The sequence below is a fragment of the Streptomyces sp. NPDC058646 genome (assembly GCF_042716875.1).
In the GTDB taxonomy this organism is placed as follows: Bacteria; Actinomycetota; Actinomycetes; order Streptomycetales; family Streptomycetaceae; genus Streptomyces.
Genome location: NZ_JBHXRK010000014.1, coordinates 93,282 through 118,207, shown reverse-complemented (window position 1 = coordinate 118,207; position 24,926 = coordinate 93,282). Strand labels below are relative to the sequence as shown.

The following is a 24,926-nucleotide window of genomic DNA, read 5'->3' as shown; positions in this document are numbered from 1 at the left end:
TGCGCCTGCGCCTGCGCCTGCGGTTGCCCCTGCAGGGCCGGCGCCGGGTGGCGCTGGCGGGCCCGAGCCGGGTGCCGCCACGGCCGGGCCGGGCGCGCCCCAGCCGGGGCCCGCCGCCGCGTCGATGCGCGCCAGGGTGCCCGCCGAGGTCGCCGCGTGGCAGGCGCACCAGCGTCAGCAGGCCGCCGCCGGGCCCGAGTGGCCCCGTCTGATCCGCTCCGCCGAGGCCGCGCCGGTCCACACCGCCACCCTCGTCGCGGCCCTCGTCGCCGGCCTCGCCTTCGCCCTGCTGCTGGGCGACGGCATGGGCCCCGGGCTGCTGCTCGCGGCGGTGCCCGCCATGGTCGCCGCGTACGCCGCCGCACGCACGGCCCGCCGCCGCGCCCGACCCTGGCCCCTCGTCTGGGTGGCCGGCTGCATCGCCCTCCTCCTCATCCCCGCGCTGCGGGACTCCGCGTGGCCGTCGACGCTCGCGATCCTTGCCACCGCCCTGCTCGGCGCCCTGGCACTGCACGGCAGCCGTACCTGGCCCGGGGTGCTCCTCAGCCCGTTCGGCTTCGCCGACGCCGCCGTGTCCGGACTCGGCTGGGCCTGGGCCGGGCTGCGCTCGCGCAGCGGCGTGAGCAAGGACCGCTGGCTGCCGATGGCCAAGGCGGTGGCGGTCGCCGCGGCCCTGCTGCTGCTCTTCGGCGGGCTGTTCGCCTCCGCCGACGCCGCCTTCGCGGACCTGCTCGCAGGCCTCGTCCCCGACGTCTCCCTCGGGGACGGGCCGCTGCGCACCGTGCTCTTCCTCTTCGGCGCCCTCGTCGCACTGACGGCCGCCCGCGCCGCCGCCGCCCCGCTGCGCTGGGACCGCATCAAGGTCACCCCGGGCACGTCGCGGTCCCGCCTCGAGTGGGCTCTTCCGCTCGTCCTGCTCAACCTGCTCTTCGCCGGATTCATCGCCGTCCAGCTGACCGTCCTGTTCGGCGGTTACGACAAGGTCCTGAACAGCCCTGGACCCGCCTACTCCGAGTACGCCCGGCAGGGCTTCTGGCAGCTGCTCTGGGCCACCCTGCTCACCCTCGTGGTGATCGCGCTCGCCCTGCGCTGGGCCCCGCGCGGCGGACCGGGCGACCGGCGCTTCGTCCGCGTCGTGCTCGGAGCTCTGTGCATGCTGACCCTGGTCGTGGTCGCCTCCGCGCTGCGCCGCATGGACCTCTACGTGGACGCGTACGGACTGACCCGGCTGCGCGTCTCCGTGGCCGCCATGGAACTGTGGCTCGGGCTGGTCATCGTACTGATCATGGCGGCCGGTGTGTTCGGCGCACGCTGGCTGCCGCGCGCTGTCATGGGGAGCGCGGCGGCCGCCGTTCTCGTCTTCGGCCTGATGTCCCCGGACGGGATGGTCGCCGAACGCAACGTGGCCCGCTTCCAGCAGGACGAAAAGATCGACCTCGCCTACGTCCAGTCCCTGTCGGCGGACGCGGTGCCGGGCCTGGACGCACTGCCGGAGCCCCTGCGCTCCTGCGCCCTGCGCGGGATCAACGACGAGATGGCGAGGGCCGGTCGGGTGCCCTGGTACGCCATGAGCTTCGGCGAGTACCGGGCGCGGACGATCCTGCGCGACCGGCCGGTCACGGCTTCGTACGAGGTCTGCTCGCGCCTGGGCGCCTTCGGAACCCGCACCGAGAACTAGGAAGCCACCCGCGCCCGCGGTTCACAGGTGCGAGCACATGACGTCAGGGCGGTGTCGCGGAAGCCTCCCGAGGGGCCCGCTCCGGACTCGCTCGGGGACCCGGAAGGGGCCTGGTGAGGCAAGTGAGGGAAGGGGTGACCGGCTCGGGCCGGCGCCCGTGGCCCGCTGCGCGGGGATGGCCGCGCGCCGGCCCCGCTGTGAGATTTCGGCGTGTGCGGGGGTGAACGCAGAGCTTTGATCTGGGGCGGATCCCCCGGACCGGGCGAGGGTTCATCCGCCCGGTAGCCGGCGCGGCGCGCACCCCGCGGAAGGCGTGGTGCGGGCTCGGCTCGCGAGCCGGAGCCGGGCCGGGGTGTGCAGGCGGCGCGGGGCGGCGTAACCTTGCTGGCGCCATGCCGTACGAAGCACCCACCCACACCGTCGAACGCTCCCTCCGTGCAACCACCGGCGCCAAGGTCATCGCCGGGGTCGACGAAGTCGGACGAGGGGCCTGGGCCGGTCCCGTCACCGTGTGCGCGGCGGTCACCGGTCTGCGCCGGCCGCCCGCGGGGCTCACCGACTCCAAACTGCTCACCGCCAAGCGGCGCGACGTTCTCGTCGGCGTCCTGGAGGACTGGGTCACCGCGTACGCCCTCGGGCACGCCTCCCCGGAGGAGATCGACGAACTCGGGATGACGGCCGCCCTGCGGCTCGCCGCGGAGCGCGCCCTGGGGGGCCTCCCGGTGCGGCCCGATGCGGTGATCCTGGACGGGAAGCACGACTACCTCGGCACGCCCTGGCAGGTCCGGACGGTGATCAAGGGCGATCAGTCCTGCGTCGCCGTCGCGGCCGCCTCGGTCATCGCCAAGGTCCGGCGCGACCGGATGATGGTCGAACTCGGTCAACAAGGTGGCGGAATAGAGGACTTCGCTTTCGCCGCCAATGCCGGTTACCCGTCTCCCGTGCACCGTGCGGCACTTGAACAACTGGGGCCCACCCCGTACCACCGACTGTCGTGGTCCTACCTCGACGCACTGCCCCAGTGGCGCCACCTCAAGAAGGTACGCCGCAGCGAGGAAGCGGTGGAGCTGGAAAACGGAGGCCAACTCGGCTTCGATTTCTGATCGCACCCATGTGCCACCGGCCGGTACGTTTCGTACCGGTGTTTGATAGAAATCAACTCATGCCTCTCACCCCCGCCATCGAGGAGCCTCAGATTCACGAGAGTGCCCAGGGTCCCCGCGTCACGCCGGCCGCGAGCCGCACCGCGCAGACCCCCCGCCCCGTACCTGGTCCGCGTCCTGTCGCCGTACCGCGGCCCGGGCGCCCCGGTCCCGTAAGGCCCGCACCGCCCGCGCAGCGTGCGCCGCAGGCCGCCACCGGAACCGTTCCCGCCGCCCCCGTGGCCCCCGCCGCGCCGTCGGTCTCGGCCGCGGTGCCGCAGATCCAGCTGATCCCGGCCTCGGTGGAGGGTGCGCTGGACGCGGCCGAGGAGGCCGTCGACCTGCTGCTCGACACCGGGCGCGCGCCCGGCGACATCCTGGTGCTGACCACCGGCGACCCGCACCCGTGGGCCGCACACGAGCTGTCCTTCGGCGAGGCCGCCTACTGGGCCCTGCACGACGCCAAGGACGACGTCTTCTACGCGGACGCGGCGCAGGTCCAGCGCGCCACGGACCGTCCCGTCGTGGTCTTCGCGGCCAACGGCGGACCGGCCGGCGCGATGGCCGGCGCCCTGCCGGTCGCGCTCGCACGGGCCGGTGCGCTGCTGATCGTGTGCGGCGACCCGCAGCAGATCAACTCCGTGCTGGGCGCGGGCGTCTGACGCCCCGTATCCGGCGCGGGCGAGGGGCGGGGCAGGCCGTGGGCCGGCCCCGCTGAAGCCCGAGGCCTGATCAGCCGTACGCCCGACCGGGTGTACGGCCGTGAGGCCTGCCCGGAGGGCGGGTGGCCGGGCCGCCCTGCCGGTGATGGCGGGGCGCCGTGCCATCGGGCCCTCGCGGCGCACCGCTGGGTCCGTACGCCGGTCCTGTCCGTACGCCCGTCCGCGTGCCGCTGCCCGTGCGCACCGGCACAACGGCCTTCTTCCGGTACGGGGTTCAGCGCGCGGCGGTGCGCCGCAGGGCCTCGGCCGCCCCGCCGCCGGAGTGCAGGGTGAAGGGCGCGAACTCGGCCGAGGTGTCACCGAGGCGCTGGGGCCGCGAGTCGGAGCTGGGCCTGCGGCCGCCCCGGCCCTCGCCCAGCACCTGCCAGCCGTCGGGGGTCAGCGTGATGTACGCGCCGCAGCGCAGCCCGTGCAGGGTGCAGGCGTCCCGCAGCCCCCACATCCAGGCCCCGTCCTCCTCGGTCCACTGCCCGTCACCGTCGCGGCAGTAGAGCAGGACCGCCGTGCGCACCGGGGTCCGCCGCCGCAGGTCGTGCGGGAGGACCCGGCGCAGCCGCGACAGCAGGGCGTTGCGGTAGTCCCAGCCGTCGGCGGAGGCCGACCGCTGCACGAAGGAGGCGCTCGCCACGAGTTGGTCCTCCGGGCCGAGGACGGCGATCACCGCGGTGGACGGGACGGGGCCGTGCCGCGAGTGCAGTCCGCTGACGACCTCACGCGGATTGCGCAGCAGCGGAATGCCCGCGGCCGTCCACTCGGCGGGCTCCAGCCGTCTGCCGTGCCGGTGGGCTCCGGCGGTGGCCGTTCTCAGGGACGTGCTCGAGGGCGGGGCGGATCCGAAGGTCACGGTCCTCCCTTCGGGTACACGCCCGCGGACGGGCACGGCTGGAGTATGGGCGCGCCGCAGCGCGGCCCAGGAGGTGCCGAGGAGCCGAGCGGGAGCACTCCGATTCTCGCGTGGCTCCGGAGGATGCGGCAACGAGCAATTGGCGCCGCCGACCGGAATTCGCCGGTATGCCGTTCATATCCTTGCCCCGCCACGCGGGAAATGACGCATTCGGCTACGGCTGGAGTGCCAGCACCAGCGGGAACACCCCCTTCGCGCCCTCCCGTCGCAACAGCCGGGCGGCCACGGCCACGGTCCATCCGCTCTCCGCACGGTCGTCCACGAGGAGCACCGGCCCCGCTGCCTGTGCCAGTGTGTCAGCCAGCGCCGGGGGGACGGTCAAAGCCTGGTGGAGCCCCCGTACGCGCTGAGCGCTGTTGGAAGACGGCAGTCCGGACTCCGGGACCTGGTCCGTGTACGCGATCGTCCCGAGCAGGGGCATCCGCCCGACCTCCGCGATCCGGGCCGCCAGCGATCCGACCAGCTGGGGCCGGCTGCGCGAGGGCAGGGCGACCACGCCCACCGGCCGGGCCGGAGCGTCCGCGGCCCCGGACGCCCAACCGCCCGGTCCCCGCGCCCAGTCGGCCAGGACGGCCACGACGGCTTGTGCGACATCGTCCGGAACCGGCTGGTCAGGCGCGTTCGGGGCGAGCATCGGGCGCAGCCGGTTGCCCCAGCCGATGTCGGACAGCCGGCCCAGCGCCCGGCCCGTGGAGGCCTGTTCCCCTGCCGGGATACGGCCCTTGAGGTCGACGCCGACGGCCGCGAGCCCGGTCGGCCACATCTTGCGCGGCTCCAGCTCCACCCCGGGACGGCCGAGTTCACCGCGCGCGGTGTCCAGTGCGGTGGCCGACACGTCCACCGTGAACCGGGCGCCGGCGCAGTTGTCGCAGCGGCCGCAGGGCGCGGCCTCCTCGTCGTCGAGCTGTTGGCGCAGGAACTCCATCCGGCATCCGGTGGCCGCCGCATAGTCGCGCATCGCCTGCTGCTCGGCAGCGCGCTGGCGGGCCACCCAGGCGTAGCGCTCGGCGTCGTAGACCCACGGCTCGCCCGTCGAGGTCCAGCCGCCCTTCACCCGGTGCACGGCCCCGTCCACGTCGAGGACCTTGAGCATGGTCTCCAGGCGGGTCCGGCGCAGGTCGACCAGCGGCTCCAGGGCGGGCAGCGACAACGGCCGGCCGGCCCGGGCCAGCACGTCCAGGGTGCGGCGGACCTGCTCCTCCGGAGGGAAGGCCACCGAGGCGAAGTACTGCCAGATCGCCTCGTCCTCCCGGCCCGGGAGCAGCAGCACCTCGGCGTGCTCCACTCCGCGTCCCGCGCGGCCGACCTGCTGGTAGTAGGCGATGGGGGAGGAGGGCGAGCCCAGGTGCACCACGAAGCCCAGGTCGGGCTTGTCGAAGCCCATGCCCAGGGCCGAGGTGGCCACCAGTGCCTTGACCCGGTTCGCCTGCAGGTCGTCCTCGGCCTGCTGCCGGTCGGCGTTCTCGGTCTTGCCGGTGTACGAGGAGACCGTGTGGCCCCGGTGGCGCAGGTACGCGGTGACCTCCTCGGCCGCCGCGACGGTCAGCGTGTAGATGATCCCGGAGCCCGGCAGCTCCCCCAGGTGGTCGGCGAGCCAGGCCAGCCGGTGCGCCGCGTCGGGCAGGGTCAGCACGGCCAGACTGAGGCTCTCGCGGTCCAGCGGGCCGCGCAGCACCAGGGCGTCGGTGCCCGCCCCCGTACCGAGCTGCTCGGCCACGTCGGCGGTCACGCGGGCGTTGGCGGTGGCGGTCGTGGCCAGGACCGGGACGCCCGGAGGGAGATCGGCCAGCATGGTGCGCAGCCGCCGGTAGTCGGGCCGGAAGTCGTGCCCCCAGTCGGAGATGCAGTGGGCCTCGTCCACCACGAGCAGGCCGGTCGCGGCGGAGAGCTTGGGGAGCACCTGGTCGCGGAAGTCGGGGTTGTTGAGCCGCTCGGGGCTGACCAGCAGGACGTCCACCTCGCCCGCGGCGACCTCGGCCTGGATGCCCTCCCACTCCTCGGGGTTGGCCGAGTTGATGGTGCGGGCGCGGATTCCCGCCCGCGCGGCGGCTTCGACCTGATTGCGCATCAGCGCGAGGAGCGGGGAGACGATCACGGTGGGGCCGGCGCCGCTCGCACGCAGCAGCGAGGTGGCGACGAAGTACACGGCGGACTTGCCCCAGCCGGTGCGCTGCACCACGAGCGCCCGCCGCTTGTGCGCGACGAGGGCTTCGATCGCCCGCCACTGGTCCTCGCGCAGCCGAGCGGTGCCCGTGGGATCACCCACGAGACGGGTTAGGACGGTGTCGGCGGAGGACCTCAGGTCTGGGTTCATGCCTCCATGCAACCCGATGCCTGCGACATCGCGCCAATGGCGACCTGACCCTGTGGACATTGAAGCATCAACAGTTATCCACAGGGCTTTCGGGATCCGGGGACGCGCGGGACCTTCGGGACATGACGAACAACCACGAATCACGCACCCCGTCCGTCCGGCCCTCCGCCGTCGGGACCGGATCCGCCGTCGCCCCCCAGATCACCCTGCGCAGCCCGGCCGAGCTGGCCGACGCGCTGCCCTACATGCTCGGCTTCCACCCGACCGACTCCCTCGTCATGGTCGCCGTCCACGGGGAGGGCGGCCGTTTCGGAGGCCGCCTCCGGGTCGGCATCCCCGCCGCCTCCGCGGAATGGGAGGACACCGCACGGCAGGTCGCCGAGACCCTCGTGCGCGGCAGTGAACGGCGCGGAGGCCGGCCCGACGGCATCGTCGTCTTCCTCTGCCAGGATCCGCGCGGCGACGACAGCGGCCAGCGGGTCATGAACCGGCTGAGGCCGCTCGCCCAGCGGATCAGGCTGGCGTGCGGAGCGCTGGACGTGCCCGTCCTGGAGGCCCTGTGCCTCTCCGGGGGCCGCTACTGGTCCTACAGCTGCCCCGACGAGCGCTGCTGCCCCGCCGAGGGCCGCCTGCTGGCCGCGGTCGGCACCTCCGTGCTGGCCGCCACGGCCACCTTCGCGGGCCTCCAGGTCCGGGGCTCGCTCAAGGAGATCGAAGGAAGGCTGTCACCCCTGCGCGGGGCCGTGGCCGAGGAGATGGAGGCGGCCCTGGACCGCGCCGCCACCGCCATGGTGCCGAAGATCCTCGACGGGACCACCCGGGAGGAGGTCGGCGCCCGGACGATCACGCTGGCCAGGACCCTGATGCAGCGCATGGTGCTCGCCCCGCCCGCCGAAGGCGGCCCCTGCGCCGACGAGTGGGACGACGCCCTGCTCGGCCACGACGAGGCCGCCTCCCTGATCCTCGGCCTCCAGGACCGCGAGATCCGGGACGTCGCCGCCGAGTGGATGGAGCACGAGGAGGCCGCCCCCGCGCTGCGGCTGTGGCGGGCCCTCGCCCGCCGCTGCGTCGGCGCCTACGGGGAGCACGCGGCGGCCCCCCTCACCCTCGCGGGCTGGGTCTCCTGGTCCGCCGGGGACGAGCCGACCGCGCGGATCGCCTTCGGGATGGCCTTGCGGGCGGACGCCGAGTACCGCTTCGCCCAGCTGCTCCACCACGCCTGCAACGAGGGCATCGACCCCGAAGGGCTTCGGCAGTGCCTGCGCGAGGAGCGGCGGCGCCGCGAGCCCCGGCGGGGGCGCAAGGCCGCGGCCACCCGCCCCCCGGGCCGCCGGGGACGCACCGGTGCCCGCCGTGCATCCCGCCGCGCAGCGGGGAGCGAGCAGTGATCGCCCGCAGGCTACCGGGACGGCACGCCGCGCCGCAGCGGCTGCGCGGTGCCCTGGGCACGGGCCTGCGCCGCTTGCTCCGCCCCGGGCCGACCCGGCCGCGGCCCGTGACCCGGGCAGGGGCGGGGGCGTTCACCTGGGGGGCGGTGGGGCCCCGGCCGCGCTGCCGCCCCGCCGAACCCACCGGAGCGCAGACAAGGCGACGCATGTCTCACCCCGCACCCGCACCTTCCCGCCCACCCGGAGTCCCCGCCGCCCGCCGGCCCGAGCTGCCGCCCGTGCACGGTGCCGTCATCTGCATCGCCGCCCCCTGCCTGGTGATCTCGCCCGAACACGGCCAGCTGACCGGCCGGGGGATCGAGGGGGTCTACCGCTCGGGGCGCAGACTGCTCTCCCGGTGCGTCCTGCGCGTCGCAGGCCGGGACCCCGTCCCGGTGCAGTCGCGCAGCCTCGGCGCCGACCGGGCCGCCTTCACCGCCACGGTCCGCACCGGGGCCGACCCGGGACCGGACCCGGACATCGGGGTGGAGCGGGTCCGGCACGCCGACGGAACGGAGCGGATCACCCTGCGCAGTTTCACGGCCCGTCCGGTGCGCCTGCCCGTGGAAGTCTCCCTGGGCAGCGACCTCGCCGAGCTGGCCGCCGTGGCCGCCGGGCGGGCCGGACCCGAGCTTCCTGCCGGAGTGCATGCCGCCGGGCTGCGCTGGAGCACCGGAAGTGCCCAGGCCGTCACCGTCGCCGAGCCGGCCCCCGACGACGCCCTGGCCTCCGCCGGGCTGCTGCGCTGGCAGCTGGAACTGGCGCCCGGGCAGTCACGCACCATCGAACTGCGGACCGGCCAGGACCGCACCGCGCGGGCTCCGGCCGGTCAGGTGGCCAACCCGCTGGCCGACGCCCGGGCCGAAGCGGACGACCCGCGGGCCGAGAGCTGGTTCCGCACCAGCCTCGAGGACCTGGGCGCCCTGCTGCTGAGGGACACCGGGGACCAGGCCGACGCCTACGCGGCGGCGGGCGTGCCGTGGCGGCTCGGCCTGGCCCCGGCGGAATCGCTGTGGGCCGCCCGGATGGCACTGCCGCTGGGGACCGGCCTGGCGGCCGCCACCCTGCGGATCCTGGCCCGGACCCAGCGGGACGGGTCCGGCCCCGACGCCGGGATGATCCCCGGACCGCTGCGCGGGGCGGGCCCCCAGCTCCCGCCCGGATGCACCGGCACCGAGGCGACGCTCGCCTTCCCCGCGGTACTGGCCGAGGCCCGGCTCTGGGGACTGCCGGAGGAGGAGGTGGACAGGCTGCTCCCGGCCGCCGAGCGGTGCCTAGGCTGGCTGCGCGGCGCTCTCGGGGAGAACGGCTTCCTGGCCGACCCGGACCCCGGACCGAGGCGCTGCGAGACCCAGGCCCACGCCCACCGGGCCGCGCTGCTCGGAGCCGAGCTGCTCGACGGGTGCGGGCGGGAGGGAGCCGGGGAATGGCGGGAGCGGGCGGCGGCGCTGCGGGAGAGGTTCCGGGCCGGGTTCTGGATCGACGGCCCCGACGGCGGCCGCCCGGCCTCGGCCCTGCACCCCGACGGGCGCCCGCTGCCCCGGCTGACGGGAGCCGCCGCCCACCTGCTCGACACCGGCCTGCTCGGCGGCGGCAGGCCGGCCCCGGGGCTGCTGGACAAAGCCCGCACCGAGCAGCTCGCCCGGCTGCTCGGTGCCCCCGGGATGGACTCCGGGTGGGGGCTGCGGAGCATGGCGGTCCGGGAGCCCGGCCACAATCCGTTCGGCCACCGCTCCGGCTCGGTGCGGGCGTACGAGAGCGCCGTGGCGGTGGCAGGCCTGGCCCAGGCCGGCTTCGAGAAGGAGGCCGCCGGTCTGCTCCGGGGGCTGCTGTACGCGGCGGAGGCCTTCGGGTACCGGCTGCCGGAGATGTTCGCGGCCGAGCAGCGCACCGCGGGCAGCGCACCCCTGCCGCACCCGGCGGCCTGCCGCCCCGCCGCGGTGGCCGCGGCGGCCGGGATCCACGTACTGACTGCCTTGGCGGGGATCCGCCCCGATGCCCCTGCCGGCACCGTCGCCCTCGTACCCCTGCCAGGGGCGCCCCTGGGTGCGTTGCGGCTGTCGGGCCTGCGGGTCTCGGGGGAGCCGTTCGCCGTCCGGATCAGCCGGCTCGGCCTCGGCATGGTGGAGGAGGCCGCAGATGCGCTCCAGCTGGGAGGCTAGCCTCCGGATCGGCCTCCTCGAGGTCACGAAAGCGCTGTTTATCGTCAGGCAGACGACTATGATCGCGGCATGTCGCCCTACGACCCGTCGGCCTTTCCGCCCTTCGCCGTCACCGTCGACCTGGTCGTGCTCACCGTTCGGCGCCACGCGCTCTGCGCGCTGGTGGTCCGGCGCGGCGAGCAGCCGTTCCAGGGGCGCTGGGCCCTGCCCGGAGGCTTCGTCCGCGCAGACGAGGACCTGGCCGGCGCCGCGGCCAGGGAGCTGTCCGAGGAGACCGGGCTGTGCGCGCACGACCCGGCCGTGCCGGACGGGGGCAACGGGGCGCACCTCGAACAGCTGGCGACCTACGGCGATCCGAAACGGGATCCGCGGATGCGCGTCGTCAGCGTGGCGCACCTGGTGCTGGCTCCGGACCTGCCGGCGCCCCGGGCGGGCGGGGACGCCAACAGCGCGCGCTGGGCCCCCGTCGACGAGCTCCTGGCCGCCGACGACACCCAGAGCGCGGCTGGGCTGGCCTTCGACCACGCGAGGATCCTCGCCGACGGAGTGGAACGCGCCCGGTCGAAGATCGAGTACTCCTCCCTGGCCACCGCGTTCTGCCCGCCGGAGTTCACCGTCGGCGAGCTGCGCCGGGTCTACGAGGCGGTCTGGGGCGTGGCCCTCGATCCGCGCAACTTCCACCGCAAGGTCACCGGGACCCCCGGATTCCTCGTGCCGGCCGGAGGGACGACGACCCGTCAGGGTGGTCGTCCCGCCCAGCTCTTCCGCGCGGGCGGGGCCACCCTGCTCAACCCGCCGATGCTGCGGCCGGAAGTCTGACACCATCCGGCCGGACCCGTCCGTGCACCGGGTCCGGCCGCCGTGCCGGGCTCCGGCCCGGGGGTGCCACCGGGTCCCGCCGTACCGGAGCGGGCAGGCCGGCCCTTCCTGCGCGCCGCGCCTGACGGCCATACCGGTGTTCCCTCGGACCGGTTGCGCAGAAAATCGGACATATAGCGTTATCTTGCGTGGGGTACCCACCCTGCCGAAGAGCGGTCTCACACCCTGCGAGAGAAGCGATGCTCCAGGCCATCGGACTCACCAGTACACCCCGCCGCAACGCCCCGCCCCGCGTGGACGACCTCACCTTCGAGGCCCGCCCGGGCAGTGTGACCGCCCTGCTCGGTGAGCCGGGCTCGGGCAGGACCACCGCGTTGCGGCTCATGCTCGAACTCGAACCGGGACGCGGAGTCACCTACTTCCGCGGCCGTCCGCTCCACCGGATCGCGCACCCCGGCCGCGAGGTCGGCGTACTCCTCGGCGACGTGCCCGGCAACCCGTCGCGGACCGTCCGCAACCAGCTGCGGATGCTCTGCGCCGCGGCCGGGGTCCCGGCCTCGCGGGCCGACACCATGCTGGAGGTCGTCGGCATCGCGGGCCTGCGGGACCAGCGGCTCGGATCGCTCTCGCTCGGCATGGAGCGCCGGGTGGGGCTGGCGGCAGCCCTGCTCGCCGACCCCTGCACCCTTCTCCTGGACGAGCCGAGCGCCGGACTCTCCCCCCGCGAGAGCGGATGGCTGCACAGCCTGCTGCGCGGCCACGCCTCCCTGGGCGGCGCGGTGCTCTTCACCACCGGGGACGCGAAGGAGGCCGCCCGCAGCGCCGACCGGGTCGTCAGCATCGAGGCGGGGCGGCTCGTCGCCGACCAGGACGCCGCCGAGTTCGCCCGGACCCGGCTGCGTCCCCGGGTCGCCGTGCGCACCCCGCACGCCGCCCGGCTGGCCGACGTACTGGGCCGGGAGGCGCGGGCCGCCCACCGCGCGGTGGAGATCGTCGAGGAGAGCGGCAGCCGCCTCTCCGTGTACGGCAGCAACTGCGCCGAGGTCGGCGAAGCGGCTTTCCGGCACGGCGTGCTGGTCCACCAGCTCGCCGACGAGACCGGAGACGCGGGCGCACCCGGGACCGCGGTCCCGCCCGCCCGCGCCCGCGCCGACGCCGGGGCGGCGGCCCCGGTCCCCGGCGAAGCCTGCGGTGACGCGTCCGGGGAGGCGGGCGGCGGACGGCTGTTCCGGGCGGAACGTTCCCGGCGGCCCGCCTCCGCGGTGCGCCGGGTCGGCGGACCGCTGCGCCCGCTCCGCTACGAGCTGCTCCGCGTCTTCGGCACCTCCACCCCCGTCCTCACTGCGGCCCTCGTCGTGGCCGCCTCCGTCGTCACCGCCCTCGTCCTGGCCCGGACCGGCCAGACCCCGCAGAACCGGCTGCTCGCCGCCTGGCCGGAGCTGCTGCCGCTGCCGCCCGCGGCGCTCGGCGCGGGACTGCTCGGCGCCCTGGCCTTCGGTGAGGAGTACCGCTACCCGGCGCTCGCCGCCGACCGCGGCACCGTGCCCCGCCGTCTGGGGCTGCTGGCCGCCAAGCTCGGAGTCTGCGCCGCCCTCGCCCTCTTCCTCGGCGCCCTGACCGTGACCGCGGACGCCGCAGCCCTGGCGCTGGTCTTCGACAGCGGTCCGCCGCGCACCCCGGTGGAGTGGCTGGCCCCGGGCGTCAGCTGGGCGGGGCTGCTGGTCGGCTGCGCCTGGGCGGGAGTTCTCGCCTCCGGGGTCTTCCGCTCCGCCACCGCGGGCCTGGCCGCGGTGCTCGCCGTACCGGTCGTGGTGGTCCCGCTCGTGCGCAAGGCGCTGGACGGCCCCTCCGCGTACCCCACGGACGGACTCGCGTCCCGGCTGCGCGGCCTGGCCTGGGCGCAGTGGCCGCCGGAGGCGGACCGCATCGTCCTCGGCGCCCTCCGGGTCATGGCCCAACCCGTGGGCACCGCACTGGTGTTGTCGCTGATGGTCCTGTTGTGCGCCTATGGGTTCACCGGACTGCGCAGTCGAGTCCGTTGGTGATCGTTCCGGTGCGGGACGAGGCCGGGTCGGACCGTTGAAGTCCGCGGCGCGTGAAGCGGACCGCAAGTCCCCGTAAAAGGCCCGGTTCTTTACGATAAGGCGTCAATTGCGTAGGTGGCACCGATCACCCTTTCGTGTGCTTTTCACCAAAGACCTCAAGGGTCGTGGAAGCACGGCCGACAAAGGATTCGTGAGTACCCTTGCGCACACCATGATGACCGCCGCCCGCCACGCCGACTCCGGCCTCGCCGGCCCGGGCGAACTCGACCGCTACCCGTACGCGGAGACCCCCGGGTCCGACCGGGTGGGAGCGCCGCACTGGGACGGCGCCGATGTGGAGTTGAGCCGGGTCGGCCGCCGCGCCGCCGGCAGCCGCGGCCGCGGACTGCACGGCCAACTCGTCCAGCAGCTCGGCCAGATGATCGTCTCCGGAGACCTCGGCGCGGACCGCCCGCTGGTGCCCGAGGAGATCGGCCAGCGCTTCGAGGTCTCCCGCACCGTCGTCCGCGAATCGCTGCGGGTGCTGGAGGCCAAGGGCCTCGTCAGCGCCCGCCCCAACGTCGGCACCCGGGTGAGGCCCGTCGCCGACTGGAACCTGCTCGACCCCGACATCATCGAGTGGCGCGCCTTCGGCCCACTGCGCGACGACCAGCGCCGCGAACTGGGAGAGCTCCGCTGGACCATCGAACCGCTCGCCGCCCGTCTCGCCGCCGGCCACGGCCGCCCGGACATCCAGCAGCGCCTCGCGGACATGGTCGAGATCATGGGCCACGCCCTCGGCCAGGGTGACGCGATCACCTTCGCGCGGGCCGACAACGAGTTCCACGCGCTCCTCATCCAGGCCGCGGGCAACCGCATGCTGGAGCACCTGTCCGGCATCGTCTCCGCCGCGCTCCAGGTCTCCGGCAGCCCGATCACCTCGTGCGACCGCCCGAGTGAGACCTGCGTCGCCCACCACGCGCGGATGGTCGAGGCCGTCGCCGCCGGTGACGCCCTGGGCGCGGAGAACGCCATGCGCCAGCTGCTGACGGTGCATCCGGAGGTCGAGCGCGTGGTCCCGGCCCCGCGCGAGCACTGACAGGCGGACGCGCGGGGGAGCGGGGGTGCACGACACGTCGCCGGGCCCGGTCGGGTCCGGCGACACCGGCGTGCTGAGCCGGACGCCGCATGCGGACCGCTCGCCCCCTCGGGGTCCGCGGCCGGGCCGCCGCCGAGCCGCCCCCGGCCGGACGCCCGGCGGCGACGGAACCACACGTATGGCCCTATCACGGGCATCGGCGGATACGGGGTGTGACTCGGGCCACGAAGATTGGGCGTAACGCTCCGCGAGGTCACGCGATGACTCAAGAGGTGATGGCCGACGGAGGGAAGACAGCAGCCCTTGCGGGTGCTGTGCAGCTCCCCGGCCCCTGCCCGCGCCCCCGGCCCATCCCCAGTCGGTGGTCGTCGGCTCCGGTCCAGCACCACCAGGCCCGGGGTCGGAAGCCGTTCCCATCGTTCCGAGAGGTTGTTCGTGTCGGCCAGCACATCCCGTACGCTCCCGCCGGAGATCGCCGATTCCGAGTCTGTGATGGCGCTCATCGAGCGGGGCAAGGCCGAGGGGCAGATCGCCGGCGATGACGTGCGTCGGGCCTTCGAGGCTGACCAGATTCCTGCGACCCAGTGGAAGAATGTTCTGCGCAGCCTCAACCAGATCCTCGAGGAAGAGGGTGTGACGCTGATGGTCAGTGCCGCGGAGTCGCCCAAGCGCACCACCCGCAAGAGCGTCGCAGCCAAGAGCCCCGCCAAGCGGACGGCCACGAAGACCGTCACGGCGAAGACGACGGCGGCCCAGCCGGCCGCCACCACCTCCGCGGAGCCCCCGGCGGCCGGGACGGCGGACCCGGACGCCGCGAACGCTCTCGCGGACGAGACCGCGACCGAGCCTCCTGCCAAGAAGGCCGCCGCGAAGAAGACGGCGGCGAAGAAGGCCGCGCCCGCCAGGAAGACCGCCGCCAAGAAGACCGCGGCGAAGAAGACCGCCGCCAAGAAGGACTCCGACGAGGGCGACGACGAGACCCCGGAAGAGGGTCCGGACGCGGCGAAGGCCGAGGGCGACGAGGAGGAGGAAGGCGGAGAGAACAAGGGCTTCGTCATCTCCGACGACGAGGACGACGCCCCCGCCCAGCAGGTCGTCGTCGCCGGCGCCACCGCCGACCCCGTCAAGGACTACCTCAAGCAGATCGGCAAGGTCCCGCTCCTCAACGCCGAGCAGGAGGTCGAGCTCGCCAAGCGCATCGAGGCGGGCCTCTTCGCCGAGGACAAGCTGGCGAACTCCGACAAGCTCGCGCCGAAGCTCAAGCGCGAACTGGAGATCATCGCCGAGGACGGCCGCCGCGCCAAGAACCACCTGCTGGAGGCCAACCTCCGCCTCGTGGTCTCCCTCGCCAAGCGCTACACGGGCCGCGGCATGCTCTTCCTGGACCTGATCCAGGAGGGCAACCTGGGTCTGATCCGCGCGGTCGAGAAGTTCGACTACACCAAGGGCTACAAGTTCTCCACGTACGCGACCTGGTGGATCCGGCAGGCGATCACCCGCGCCATGGCCGACCAGGCCCGCACCATCCGCATCCCGGTGCACATGGTCGAGGTCATCAACAAGCTCGCCCGCGTGCAGCGCCAGATGCTCCAGGACCTGGGCCGCGAGCCCACCCCGGAGGAGCTGGCCAAGGAACTCGACATGACCCCCGAGAAGGTCATCGAGGTCCAGAAGTACGGCCGTGAGCCGATCTCCCTGCACACGCCGCTCGGCGAGGACGGCGACAGCGAGTTCGGTGACCTCATCGAGGACTCCGAGGCCGTGGTCCCCGCCGACGCCGTGAGCTTCACGCTCCTGCAGGAGCAGCTGCACTCGGTGCTCGACACGCTGAGCGAGCGCGAGGCCGGCGTGGTCTCGATGCGCTTCGGCCTCACGGACGGCCAGCCGAAGACCCTCGACGAGATCGGCAAGGTCTACGGCGTCACGCGCGAGCGGATCCGTCAGATCGAGTCGAAGACGATGTCGAAGCTGCGGCACCCGTCCCGTTCCCAGGTCCTGCGCGACTACCTGGACTGACCGGCCCGGGGACGTCGACGGTGGCCGTGCGCGGGTGCGCACGGCCACCGGGCATCCCACTCTGGGTGGAGTCATGCACACTCGGAGTCAGGAGGCCTCATGCGTCGTCCCTTTGCCCGTGTCCTGGCGGGCGCGCTGACCTTGGTGGCGGGGGCGGCCGCGGCGCCGCTGGCCCAGCTGCCGCAGGCGGCAGCGGACAGCGTGGTGATCGGCGGAAAGCCGGTGAAGGTGGCCGACAGCCCCTGGGTCGTGGCCCTCGCCAGCCGTGACCGGTTCGGGGGTACGCGGGGCGGACAGTTCTGCGGGGGTGTGATCGTGACCCCGACCAAGGTCCTCACCGCGGCCCACTGCCTCGCCCCCCAGGTGCTGGGCGGCCCGGTCGAGTCCGTCCCCGACTTCCGCGTGATCGCCGGCCGTACCGAGCTGCGCGCGTCCGACGGACGCGAGATCCCGGTGCGCGCGGCCCGGGTGAACCCGGCCTACGACCCGCGGAGCAATGCCGGGGACCTCGCCGTACTGGAGCTGGACGAGGCCGTTCCCGCCGCCTACGTCCTGCCGATGGCGGGGGAGGGCCACCCCGGCTACGCCCCGGGCACGGAGGCGGCCGTGTACGGCTGGGGCGACACGAGCGGCTTTGGTGACTATGCGTACGCACTGCGTGCGGCACGGGTGACCGTCCTGGCGGACGAGGTCTGCGGCCGGGCCTACCCGGGGGACTCCGACGGGCAGTACCGCGCCGAGTCCATGGTGTGCGCGGGGCACGGCGGGGGCGGCAAGGACGCCTGCCAGGGGGACAGCGGGGGGCCGCTCGTCGCCCAGGGGAGGCTCATCGGCCTGGTGTCGTGGGGCCGCGGCTGCGGGCGGGCCGACAGTCCGGGGGTGTACACGCGCATCGCGCCGCTGGCGGACTTCGTGACGGGGCCGGAGACGGCCCCGCACACGCAGGAGGTCCGGGAAGACGCACCCGGGGCTGCGGGGGCCTCCGGGCCGCGAGGATGGCCCGCGCAGGGGCATCGCACGCCTTAGCGACCGTCCGCACGCGGACGGCGGACATGAGGACGGGCGGCTCCCCTGGGTCTCAGGGGAGCCGCCCGTCGACCGGCCTGGCCGGTCCTGGCTCGTCGGATGCGAGGGATAGGCCTGTGTCAGCGGTCCTCGGGTTCGGCAGCGGCTGCCGGAGCGGACGTGAGCCGCTCGGTCTCATCCTGTATTTCCGCGGCGATCTTCTTGAGTTCCGGCTCGAACTTGCGCCCGTGGTGGGCGCAGAAGAGCAGTTCACCGCCGCTCAGCAGGACGACGCGCAGATATGCCTGGGCGCCGCAACGGTCGCATCGGTCAGCGGCCGTCAGCGGGGTCGCGGGTGTCAGAACAGTAGTCACGTCGCCTCTTCTCTAGCTCGACGAGCTGTCGTACCAGGGTCAACATCCAACCAGGCCGAAAACGTTCCCGCTCGCGGCTTTTCCTCGAAACTTCCTTCCGAAGCTGGCCGGCTGTTGCCGGTTGGCGGCGAAGGAGCCGTATTGCGTTGCTTTACGGTTTCGCGTTGTCAGTCGTTCGCTTGTTGCAGTTCCATCCTCCCCCAGCTGGCTGCCAGGTTGTTCATGAGGACGTGCCCGAACCCTAAATGGTTCATGCCTGGAAGGGAACGTGATGTTTCCTTCACTCCCCCGGGCGATCGAACATCCGTACGGATCTGCACTAGGCTGATGAACCGCGAGGGTGGCGTTGCATCGGCTCTACCAGGCCTCGGTACCCTTCGACGGGCACCCGAGCCACCCCTGCGCCCGACCGGGCCAGAAAAGAAATTCAGCGAGGAGCGAACTGCGTGACCGCCGACACGTCCGTGCCTTCCAGCGCGCTGCTGTCCGGAGCAGACCGGGACGGTTCCAACTACACCGCGCGGCACCTGCTCGTCCTCGAAGGCCTCGAGGCCGTCCGCAAGCGCCCCGGCATGTATATCGGTTCCACCGACAGCCGAGGCCTGATGCACTGCCTCTGGGAGATCATCGACAATTCAGTCGACGAGGCCCTGGGCGGCTACTGTGATCACATCGAGGTGATCCTCCACGAGGACGCCTCCGTCGAGGTCCGGGACAACGGCCGCGGCATCCCCGTCGACGTCGAGCCCAAGACCGGGCTGTCGGGCGTCGAGGTCGTCATGACCAAGCTGCACGCCGGCGGCAAGTTCGGCGGAGGCTCGTACGCGGCCTCCGGCGGCCTGCACGGCGTCGGCGCCTCCGTGGTCAACGCCCTCTCCGCCCGTCTGGACGTCGAGGTCGACCGCAACAGCGCGGCGCACGCCATCAGCTTCCGCCGCGGCGTCCCCGGGATGTTCACCGAGCAGGGCCCCGACAGCCCCTTCGACCCCGCCAACGGCCTGCGCAAGGTCAAGCGCGTGCCCAAGGGCCGCACCGGCACCCGCATCCGCTACTGGGCCGACCGCCAGATCTTCCTCAAGGACGCCCGGCTCAACCTGGAGACGCTCTACCAGCGCGCCCGCCAGACGGCCTTCCTCGTTCCCGGGCTGACCCTGGTCGTCCGTGACGAGCGGGGCATCGACGGCGCCGGGAAGACCGAGGAGACCTTCCGCTTCGACGGGGGCATCAGCGAGTTCTGCGAGTACCTCACCCAGGACAAGGCCGTCTGCGACGTGCAGCGCCTGAGCGGCACGGGCACCTTCAAGGAGACCGTCCCGGTCCTCGACGAGCGCGGCCACATGACCCCCACCGAGGTCACCCGCGAACTCGGCGTGGACATCGCCCTGCGCTGGGGCACGGGGTACGAGACCAGCGTCAAGTCCTTCGTGAACATCATCGCCACCCCCAAGGGCGGAACCCACGTCTCCGGCTTCGAGCGCTCGGTCACCAAGACCGTGAACGAGGTGCTGCGCTCGGCCAAGCTGCTGCGCGTCGCCGAGGACGACGTGGTCAAGGACGACGCGATGGAGGGCATGACGGCCGTCGTCACCGTCCGTCTCGCCGAGCCGCAGTTCGAGGGCCAGACCAAGGAGGTCCTCGGCACCTCGGCGGCCACCCGGATCGTCTCCGCCGTCGTCGCGAAGGAACTCAAGGCCTTCCTGACCTCGACCAAGCGCGACGACAAGCAGCAGGCCCGCGCCGTGATGGAGAAGATCGTCGCGGCGGCCCGGACCCGGATCGCGGCCCGCCAGCACAAGGAGGCGCAGCGTCGCAAGACCGCGCTGGAGTCCTCCTCGCTGCCCGCCAAGCTGGCCGACTGCCGCAGTGACGACGTGGACCGCAGCGAGCTCTTCATCGTCGAGGGAGACTCCGCCCTCGGTACGGCCAAGCTCGCCCGCAACTCCGAGTTCCAGGCACTCCTGCCCATCCGCGGCAAGATCCTCAACGTCCAGAAGTCCTCGGTGTCGGACATGCTCAAGAACACCGAGTGCGGGGCGATCATCCAGGTCATAGGAGCCGGCTCGGGCCGGACCTTCGACATCGACGCCGCGCGTTACGGGAAGATCGTCCTGCTCGTCGACGCCGACGTGGACGGCGCGCACATCCGCTGCCTGCTGCTGACGCTCTTCCAGCGGTACATGCGCCCGATGGTCGAGGCCGGGCGGGTCTTCGCGGCCGTACCGCCGCTGCACCGGATCGAGCTGGTCCAGCCGAAGAAGGGCCAGGACAAGTACGTGTACACGTACTCGGACGGCGAGCTGCGCCAGACCCTGCTGGAGTACCAGCGCAAGAACATCCGCTACAAGGACTCGATCCAGCGCTACAAGGGCCTCGGCGAGATGGACGCGGACCAGCTCGCGGAGACCACCATGGACCCCCGGTTCCGGACCCTGCGCCGGATCAACATCGGCGACCTGGACTCGGCCGAGCAGGTTTTCGACCTGCTCATGGGCAACGAGGTGGCCCCGCGCAAGGAGTTCATCACCAGCTCCGCGGCCACCTTGGACCGCTCGCGCATCGACGCCTGACCGGAAGCGGTCCTCCCCGGCCCCGGGGAGGACCGCTGAGCGGACCGCGGCAGGCGTCCCCGCTGCCACGGGACGGTGCGACGGCACACCGGTGCCCTTCACTCCATCACCTGATGGAGTGAAGAGCACCGGGACACCAGTCCGGAAACCGTCCATTCCGCACATCCTTGTGGGCACGCGGCCAATGCGGCGGCGGACAAGGAGAGTTCGGTGGACAAGCACGAAGGTCCCGATGCCGGAACGATCCGGCTGACCGACCCCTGGTACGACGCGCTCGCCGTCGGCTGGGGTGAGGGGGAGGAAGCGTCCCCGACGCCCCCGGCCCCCGGCAGCCGGCCCGCACCCGGTGCGTCCGACATCTACCTGGAAGTGCAGCGCAGCGCCGCCTTCCAGGAGGTCCGCAGCCGCTACCGCAGGTTCGTCGTCCCCGCGACCGCCGGATTCCTCCTCTGGTACGTCGCCTACGTGGTCGCCGCCACCGCGGCGCCCGGCCTGATGGCCCGGCCGGTGTTCGGCGCGGTCAACGTGGCCCTGCTGGCGGGGCTCGGCCAGTTCCTCAGCACCTTCCTGCTGACCTGGGCGTACGTCCGGCACGCGCGCCTGCGCCGGGACCGTGCCGCCCTGGACCTGCGCTGGACCGTCTACGAGCAGGAGCAGGTCCGCCGGACGGATGCCGGACAGCGGTCCCGGTCCACCAGGGGGGACGGCCGGTGACCACCGAGCACCAGACCCTCGCGCTGATCCTCTTCAGCCTCTTCATCGCCGTCACCCTCGGCATCACCACCTGGGTCAGCCGCAACCGGCACGGCTCGGCGGAGGAGTTCTACGCGGGCGGGCGGCTTTTCTCCCCCATGGAGAACGGTTTCGCCATCGCGGGCGACTACATGTCGGCCGCTTCCTTCCTCGGCATCTCGGGCCTCATCGCCCTCTTCGGCTACGACGGCCTGCTGTACTCCGTGGGTTTCCTCGTCGCCTGGCTGGTGGTGCTGTTCCTGGTGGCCGAACTGGTCCGCAACTGCGGGCGCTTCACCCTCGCCGACGTGGTCGCCGCCCGGATGAGCGAGCGACCGGTACGGATCGCGGCCGGCAGCGCCTCGGTGGTCGTCTCGGTGCTGTACCTCGTCGCGCAGATGGTCGGCGCGGGCAGCCTGGTCGGGCTGCTGCTCGGCAGTTCGAGCGCCACGGCCCGCACGCTGACCGTGATCGGGGTCGGCGCCCTGATGGTGGTCTACGTGACCTTCGGCGGGATGCGGGCCACCACCTGGATCCAGATCGTGAAGGCCGTCCTGCTGATGGGCGGGGCGATCACCCTCACCGTGCTCGTGCTGCTCCGCTTCCACGGAAACTTCGACCAGCTGCTCACCACCGCGGCCGACCGCAGCGGGCACGGGGTGCGGTTCCTGAGCCCCGGTCTCAAGTACGGCGGGGACTGGACGGCCCGCTTGGACTTCATGAGCCTCGGTCTCGCACTCGTCCTCGGGACCGCAGGGCTGCCGCACATCCTGTCGCGCTTCTACACGGTGCCCACGGCGCGGGCCGCCCGCCGCTCGGTGGTCTGGGCGATCGCGCTGATCGGCGGCTTCTACCTGATGACGATCGTGCTGGGCTTCGGCGCGGCCGCCCTGGTGGGACCCGGGGAGGTCCGGGCCTCCAACGCCTCGGGGAACACGGCCGTACCGCTGCTCGCCGCCCACCTGGGCGGGGGCGCGGGCTCCACCGGGGGCACGGTGCTGTTCGCCTTCGTGGCCGCCATCGCCTTCGCGACCATCCTCGCCGTGGTCGCCGGGATCACCCTGGCCTCCTCGGCCTCCGTCGCCCACGACCTGTACGCCTCCCTCAAGCGCCGCAGGGCCCGGCAGCGCAGCGAGGTCGCGGTGGCCCGGGTCGCGGCCGTCGGTGTCGGAGCCGTGGCGATCGCCCTGGGGCTGTTCGCCCAGGACCTCAACGTGGCCTTCCTGGTGGGGCTGGCCTTCGCCGTGGCCGCGTCGGCGAACCTGCCGGTGCTGCTGTACTCGCTGTTCTGGCGCGGCTTCACGACCCGGGGCGCGGTCTGGTCGGTGTACGGGGGGCTGCTTCCGGCGCTGGTCCTGGTCGTGCTCTCGCCGGTGGTCTCCGGCAGCCCCGACGCGTTCTTCCCGGGCGTCGACTTCCAGCTCTTCCCGCTCCAGAACCCGGGCCTCGTCTCGATTCCGCTGGGCTTCCTGGCGGGCTGGCTGGGCACGGTCACCTCCGGCGAGGAACCGGACCGGGCGAAGCACGCGGAGACGGAGGTCCGTTCCCTCACGGGCGCCGGGGCGGTCTGAGCCCCCTCAGGGAGCGCCCTCGGAGGGGAGCCAGGTGTAGCGGTGCTCGGGGCGGCCTGTCTCGCCGTAGCGGAGGGCGAGCGTCACGCGGCCGGACCGTTCGAGGAGTTTCAGGTAGCGCTGGGCGGTCTGCCGGCTGATCCCCGCCCGGTCGGCGACCTGCTGGGTGGAGAGCGGCCCCGGGGCAGCGCGCAGGACCTGGCGCACCAGGTCGGCGGTGGTGGGGGAGTGCCCCTTGGGAAGCTCGTTGGGGGTGCCGGCCGCGGCGAGCGTGCCGAAGATGCGGTCCACCTCGGACTGCTCCGCCTCGCCGCCGGTCTCCAGGGTGCGGCGCAGGGCCCCGTAGGCCTCCAGCCGGGCCCGCAGGCCGGCGAAGGTGAAGGGCTTGACCAGGTACTGGAGGGCGCCCAGGCGCATGGCCGCCTGGACGGTCGCCAGGTCGCGGGCGGCGGTGACCATGATCACGTCGGTGCGGTGGCCGAGCTGGCGCAGGCGGCGGACCAGGTCCAGGCCGTTCTCGTCCGGGAGGTAGTGGTCGAGGAGGACCAGGTCCACCGGGTGGGCGGTGAGGAAGCCGAGGGCCTCGGCCGCCGAATGGGCCTGCGCCGCCACCCGGAAGCCGGGAACCTTCGCCACGTACGCCGCGTTGATCCGGGCGACGCGCACGTCGTCGTCGACGACCAGTACGTCCAGGACACGGCTCGGGGTCCCGTTCACCGCAGGGCCTCCGGGAGGACGACGGAGAACTCCGCCCCTCCGTCCGCTGCTTCACCGGCCAGGGCGGTACCGCCCTGCCGTTCCGCGAGACGGCGTACGAGGGCGAGACCCAGGCCGCGCTCGCGGTGGGCCTCGGGCTGCTTGGTCGACCAGCCCTCCGTGAAGATGTCCTCGCGGCGCTCGGCGGGGACGCCGGGCCCGCTGTCGCGCACCCGCAGGACGGCCGTGCGGCCCTCCGCGCGCAGTTCGACCTCGACCAGGGGCGCGGCCGAACCGGCGGCCGCGTCCAGGGCGTTGTCCACCAGGTTTCCGACGATCGTCACGCAGCCGCCCGGGTCCACGAGACGGTCGGGGAGGAGGGTGGTCCCGGCCAGCCGCAGGGGGACGCCCCGTTCGGCGGCTACGGTCGCCTTGCCGACCAGCAGGGCGGCCAGCAGCGGGTCGTGGACCTTCTCCGTGACCTGTTCGGCGGTGGTGCGGTGGACGCCGGCGACCTCGGTCACGAATTCCATCGCCTCCTCGTGCAGGCCCAGCTCCAGCAGGCCGAGGAGGGTGTGGAGGCGGTTGGCGTGCTCGTGGTCCTGGGCGCGCAGGGCGTCGATCAGGCCCCGGGTGGAGTCGAGCTCGCGGCTCAGGTGCTCCAGCTCGGTGCGGTCGCGCAGGGTGGCCACGGCACCGCCGTCCTCGGTGGGCATCCGGTTCGCGACCAGGACCCGCTCGCCCTGGACCGTGAGCAGGTCGCGGCCGGTGACGCGGCCGGCCAGTACGTCGGTGGTGCGGCCCGCACCGAGTACGTCGTCCAGCGGGCGCCCCGCGAGCGTCGCGGGGGAGTCCGGGGCGAGGCCCAGCAGCCGGGCGGCCTCGTCGTTGACGAGCCGGACACGGCCGGTCCGGTCGAGGGCGATGACGCCTTCGCGGACGGAGTGCAGCATCGCCTCGCGTTCGGCGAGGAGGCCGGCGATATCGGAGAAGGCCAGATCCCGGGTCTGCCGCTGGATCCGGCGGGACACCAGGTAGGCGGCCAGCGCACCCGCCGCGAGGGCTCCGCCCGCGTAGGCGAGCATCCCCGGGATGGCGCCGAGCAGCCGGTCGCGCACGCTGTCGTAGGCGATCCCGACGGAGACGGCGCCGATGATCTCGCCGTCGGCGGCGACGAGCGGGACCTTGCCGCGGGCGGAGCGGCCCAGCGTCCCCTCGTCGATCTCCATGACCTCGCGGCCGGCCAGGGCGTCGCTCGGGTCGGTGGAGACGGGCAGCCCGATCCGGTCGGTGGCGGGATGCGAGCGGCGGATCCCGCCGAGGTCGAGGACGACCACGTACTCGGCCCCGGTGGCCCGGCGGATCCGTTCGGCGGAGGCCTGGACCGGGCTGTCCGCGGAGGCCCCCGAAGCCAGTACCCCGGCGGCCAGCGAGGGGTCGGAGGCCGCGCTCTGCGCGATGGCCAGCGCCCGCCGCATCGCCTGGTCGTCGAGCTGCGCGCTCAGCGGCGCCAGGAAGAGCCCCGTGGCCAGCACGGCGACGCCCGCGGCGATGGCCAGCTGGGTCAGGAGGATCTGGGAGACGGCCCGCCTGGGCAGCCCGAGGCGCCGAGCGCTCATGAGGAGGAACCGCATGAGGAGCAACGGTAGGTCGGTTCCGGCCCAAGCGGAATCC

General features: G+C 73.4%; 18 protein-coding genes. 13 read left to right on the top strand and 5 right to left on the bottom strand.

The features are described from left to right. The first annotated feature begins 124 nt into the window (after positions 1–124). The 3 genes from ACFWUZ_RS18935 (at position 125) to ACFWUZ_RS18925 (ending at position 3,482) form a co-directional block, all read left to right on the top strand. Entirely contained in the window at positions 125–1,678 is a 1,554-nt protein-coding gene (locus tag ACFWUZ_RS18935; protein WP_384373616.1) for a DUF4173 domain-containing protein, read from the top strand. 392 nt (positions 1,679–2,070) lie between these two features. Further along, positions 2,071–2,781 (top strand): ribonuclease HII, encoded by a 711-nt coding sequence (locus ACFWUZ_RS18930; protein WP_384373613.1) that lies wholly within the window; start codon positions 2,071–2,073, stop codon positions 2,779–2,781. 59 nt (positions 2,782–2,840) lie between these two features. Further along, positions 2,841–3,482, top strand: a complete 642-nt coding sequence (locus ACFWUZ_RS18925; protein WP_384373610.1) for a hypothetical protein — start codon at positions 2,841–2,843, stop codon at positions 3,480–3,482. A gap of 274 nt (positions 3,483–3,756) precedes the next feature. Here the strand turns inward: ACFWUZ_RS18925 and ACFWUZ_RS18920 are convergent, their stop codons facing one another. Both ACFWUZ_RS18920 and ACFWUZ_RS18915 read right to left on the bottom strand, forming a co-directional pair. Further along, positions 3,757–4,386: a hypothetical protein gene (locus tag ACFWUZ_RS18920; RefSeq protein WP_384373607.1), complete on the bottom strand. Its 630-nt coding sequence runs from the start codon at positions 4,384–4,386 to the stop codon at positions 3,757–3,759. A 214-nt stretch (positions 4,387–4,600) separates the two neighbouring features. Next, positions 4,601–6,760 carry a RecQ family ATP-dependent DNA helicase gene (locus tag ACFWUZ_RS18915; RefSeq protein WP_384373604.1) on the bottom strand — a complete coding sequence of 720 codons (2,160 nt, stop codon included), beginning with the start codon at positions 6,758–6,760 and terminating at the stop codon, positions 4,601–4,603. Positions 6,761–6,882: 122 nt separating this feature from the next. Here ACFWUZ_RS18915 and ACFWUZ_RS18910 point away from each other — a divergent pair, with 122 nt between their 5' ends. The 7 genes from ACFWUZ_RS18910 to ACFWUZ_RS18880 all read left to right on the top strand — a co-directional run bounded on the left by ACFWUZ_RS18910 (position 6,883) and on the right by ACFWUZ_RS18880 (position 17,333). Beyond that, complete coding sequence (locus ACFWUZ_RS18910) at positions 6,883–8,148, top strand: DUF4192 domain-containing protein (protein ID WP_384373601.1); 1,266 nt, start codon at positions 6,883–6,885, stop codon at positions 8,146–8,148. 206 nt (positions 8,149–8,354) lie between these two features. Continuing rightward, positions 8,355–10,349, top strand: coding sequence for a glycogen debranching N-terminal domain-containing protein (locus tag ACFWUZ_RS18905; RefSeq protein ID WP_384373598.1), 1,995 nt, complete (start codon positions 8,355–8,357; stop codon positions 10,347–10,349). A gap of 69 nt (positions 10,350–10,418) precedes the next feature. Beyond that, positions 10,419–11,168 carry an NUDIX domain-containing protein gene (locus tag ACFWUZ_RS18900; protein ID WP_384373595.1) on the top strand — a complete coding sequence of 250 codons (750 nt, stop codon included), beginning with the start codon at positions 10,419–10,421 and terminating at the stop codon, positions 11,166–11,168. A 239-nt stretch (positions 11,169–11,407) separates the two neighbouring features. Then, the gene (locus ACFWUZ_RS18895; RefSeq protein ID WP_384373592.1) at positions 11,408–13,213 is read left to right on the top strand and encodes an ATP-binding cassette domain-containing protein; all 1,806 of its coding nucleotides are present in this window, start codon (positions 11,408–11,410) and stop codon (positions 13,211–13,213) included. Between the two features lie 190 nt (positions 13,214–13,403). Next, positions 13,404–14,291: a FadR/GntR family transcriptional regulator gene (locus ACFWUZ_RS18890; RefSeq protein WP_384373589.1), complete on the top strand. Its 888-nt coding sequence runs from the start codon at positions 13,404–13,406 to the stop codon at positions 14,289–14,291. Between the two features lie 435 nt (positions 14,292–14,726). After that, on the top strand, positions 14,727–16,307 hold the full coding sequence (locus ACFWUZ_RS18885; RefSeq protein ID WP_384373586.1) for an RNA polymerase sigma factor: 1,581 nt from the start codon (positions 14,727–14,729) through the stop codon (positions 16,305–16,307). Positions 16,308–16,406: 99 nt separating this feature from the next. After that, the gene (locus tag ACFWUZ_RS18880) at positions 16,407–17,333 is read left to right on the top strand and encodes a S1 family peptidase (RefSeq protein WP_384373583.1); all 927 of its coding nucleotides are present in this window, start codon (positions 16,407–16,409) and stop codon (positions 17,331–17,333) included. A gap of 119 nt (positions 17,334–17,452) precedes the next feature. Here ACFWUZ_RS18880 and ACFWUZ_RS18875 read toward each other — a convergent pair whose 3' ends face one another. Beyond that, entirely contained in the window at positions 17,453–17,686 is a 234-nt protein-coding gene (locus ACFWUZ_RS18875) for a hypothetical protein (protein WP_384373581.1), read from the bottom strand. 446 nt (positions 17,687–18,132) lie between these two features. Between ACFWUZ_RS18875 and ACFWUZ_RS18870 the strand changes: the two genes are divergently transcribed. The 3 genes from ACFWUZ_RS18870 (at position 18,133) to ACFWUZ_RS18860 (ending at position 22,556) form a co-directional block, all read left to right on the top strand. Then, on the top strand, positions 18,133–20,253 hold the full coding sequence (locus ACFWUZ_RS18870) for a type IIA DNA topoisomerase subunit B (RefSeq protein WP_384373578.1): 2,121 nt from the start codon (positions 18,133–18,135) through the stop codon (positions 20,251–20,253). 210 nt (positions 20,254–20,463) lie between these two features. Continuing rightward, on the top strand, positions 20,464–20,967 hold the full coding sequence (locus ACFWUZ_RS18865) for a DUF485 domain-containing protein (RefSeq protein WP_384373575.1): 504 nt from the start codon (positions 20,464–20,466) through the stop codon (positions 20,965–20,967). Then, positions 20,964–22,556, top strand: a complete 1,593-nt coding sequence (locus ACFWUZ_RS18860; RefSeq protein WP_384373572.1) for a cation acetate symporter — start codon at positions 20,964–20,966, stop codon at positions 22,554–22,556. Before ACFWUZ_RS18865 ends, ACFWUZ_RS18860 begins: the two co-directional genes overlap by 4 nt. Positions 22,557–22,562: 6 nt before the next feature. Here ACFWUZ_RS18860 and ACFWUZ_RS18855 read toward each other — a convergent pair whose 3' ends face one another. Both ACFWUZ_RS18855 and ACFWUZ_RS18850 read right to left on the bottom strand, forming a co-directional pair. Beyond that, entirely contained in the window at positions 22,563–23,273 is a 711-nt protein-coding gene (locus tag ACFWUZ_RS18855) for a response regulator (protein WP_384373570.1), read from the bottom strand. Further along, positions 23,270–24,871 (bottom strand): ATP-binding protein, encoded by a 1,602-nt coding sequence (locus ACFWUZ_RS18850; RefSeq protein WP_384373567.1) that lies wholly within the window; start codon positions 24,869–24,871, stop codon positions 23,270–23,272. Before ACFWUZ_RS18850 ends, ACFWUZ_RS18855 begins: the two co-directional genes overlap by 4 nt. Positions 24,872–24,926: the final 55 nt, after the last annotated feature.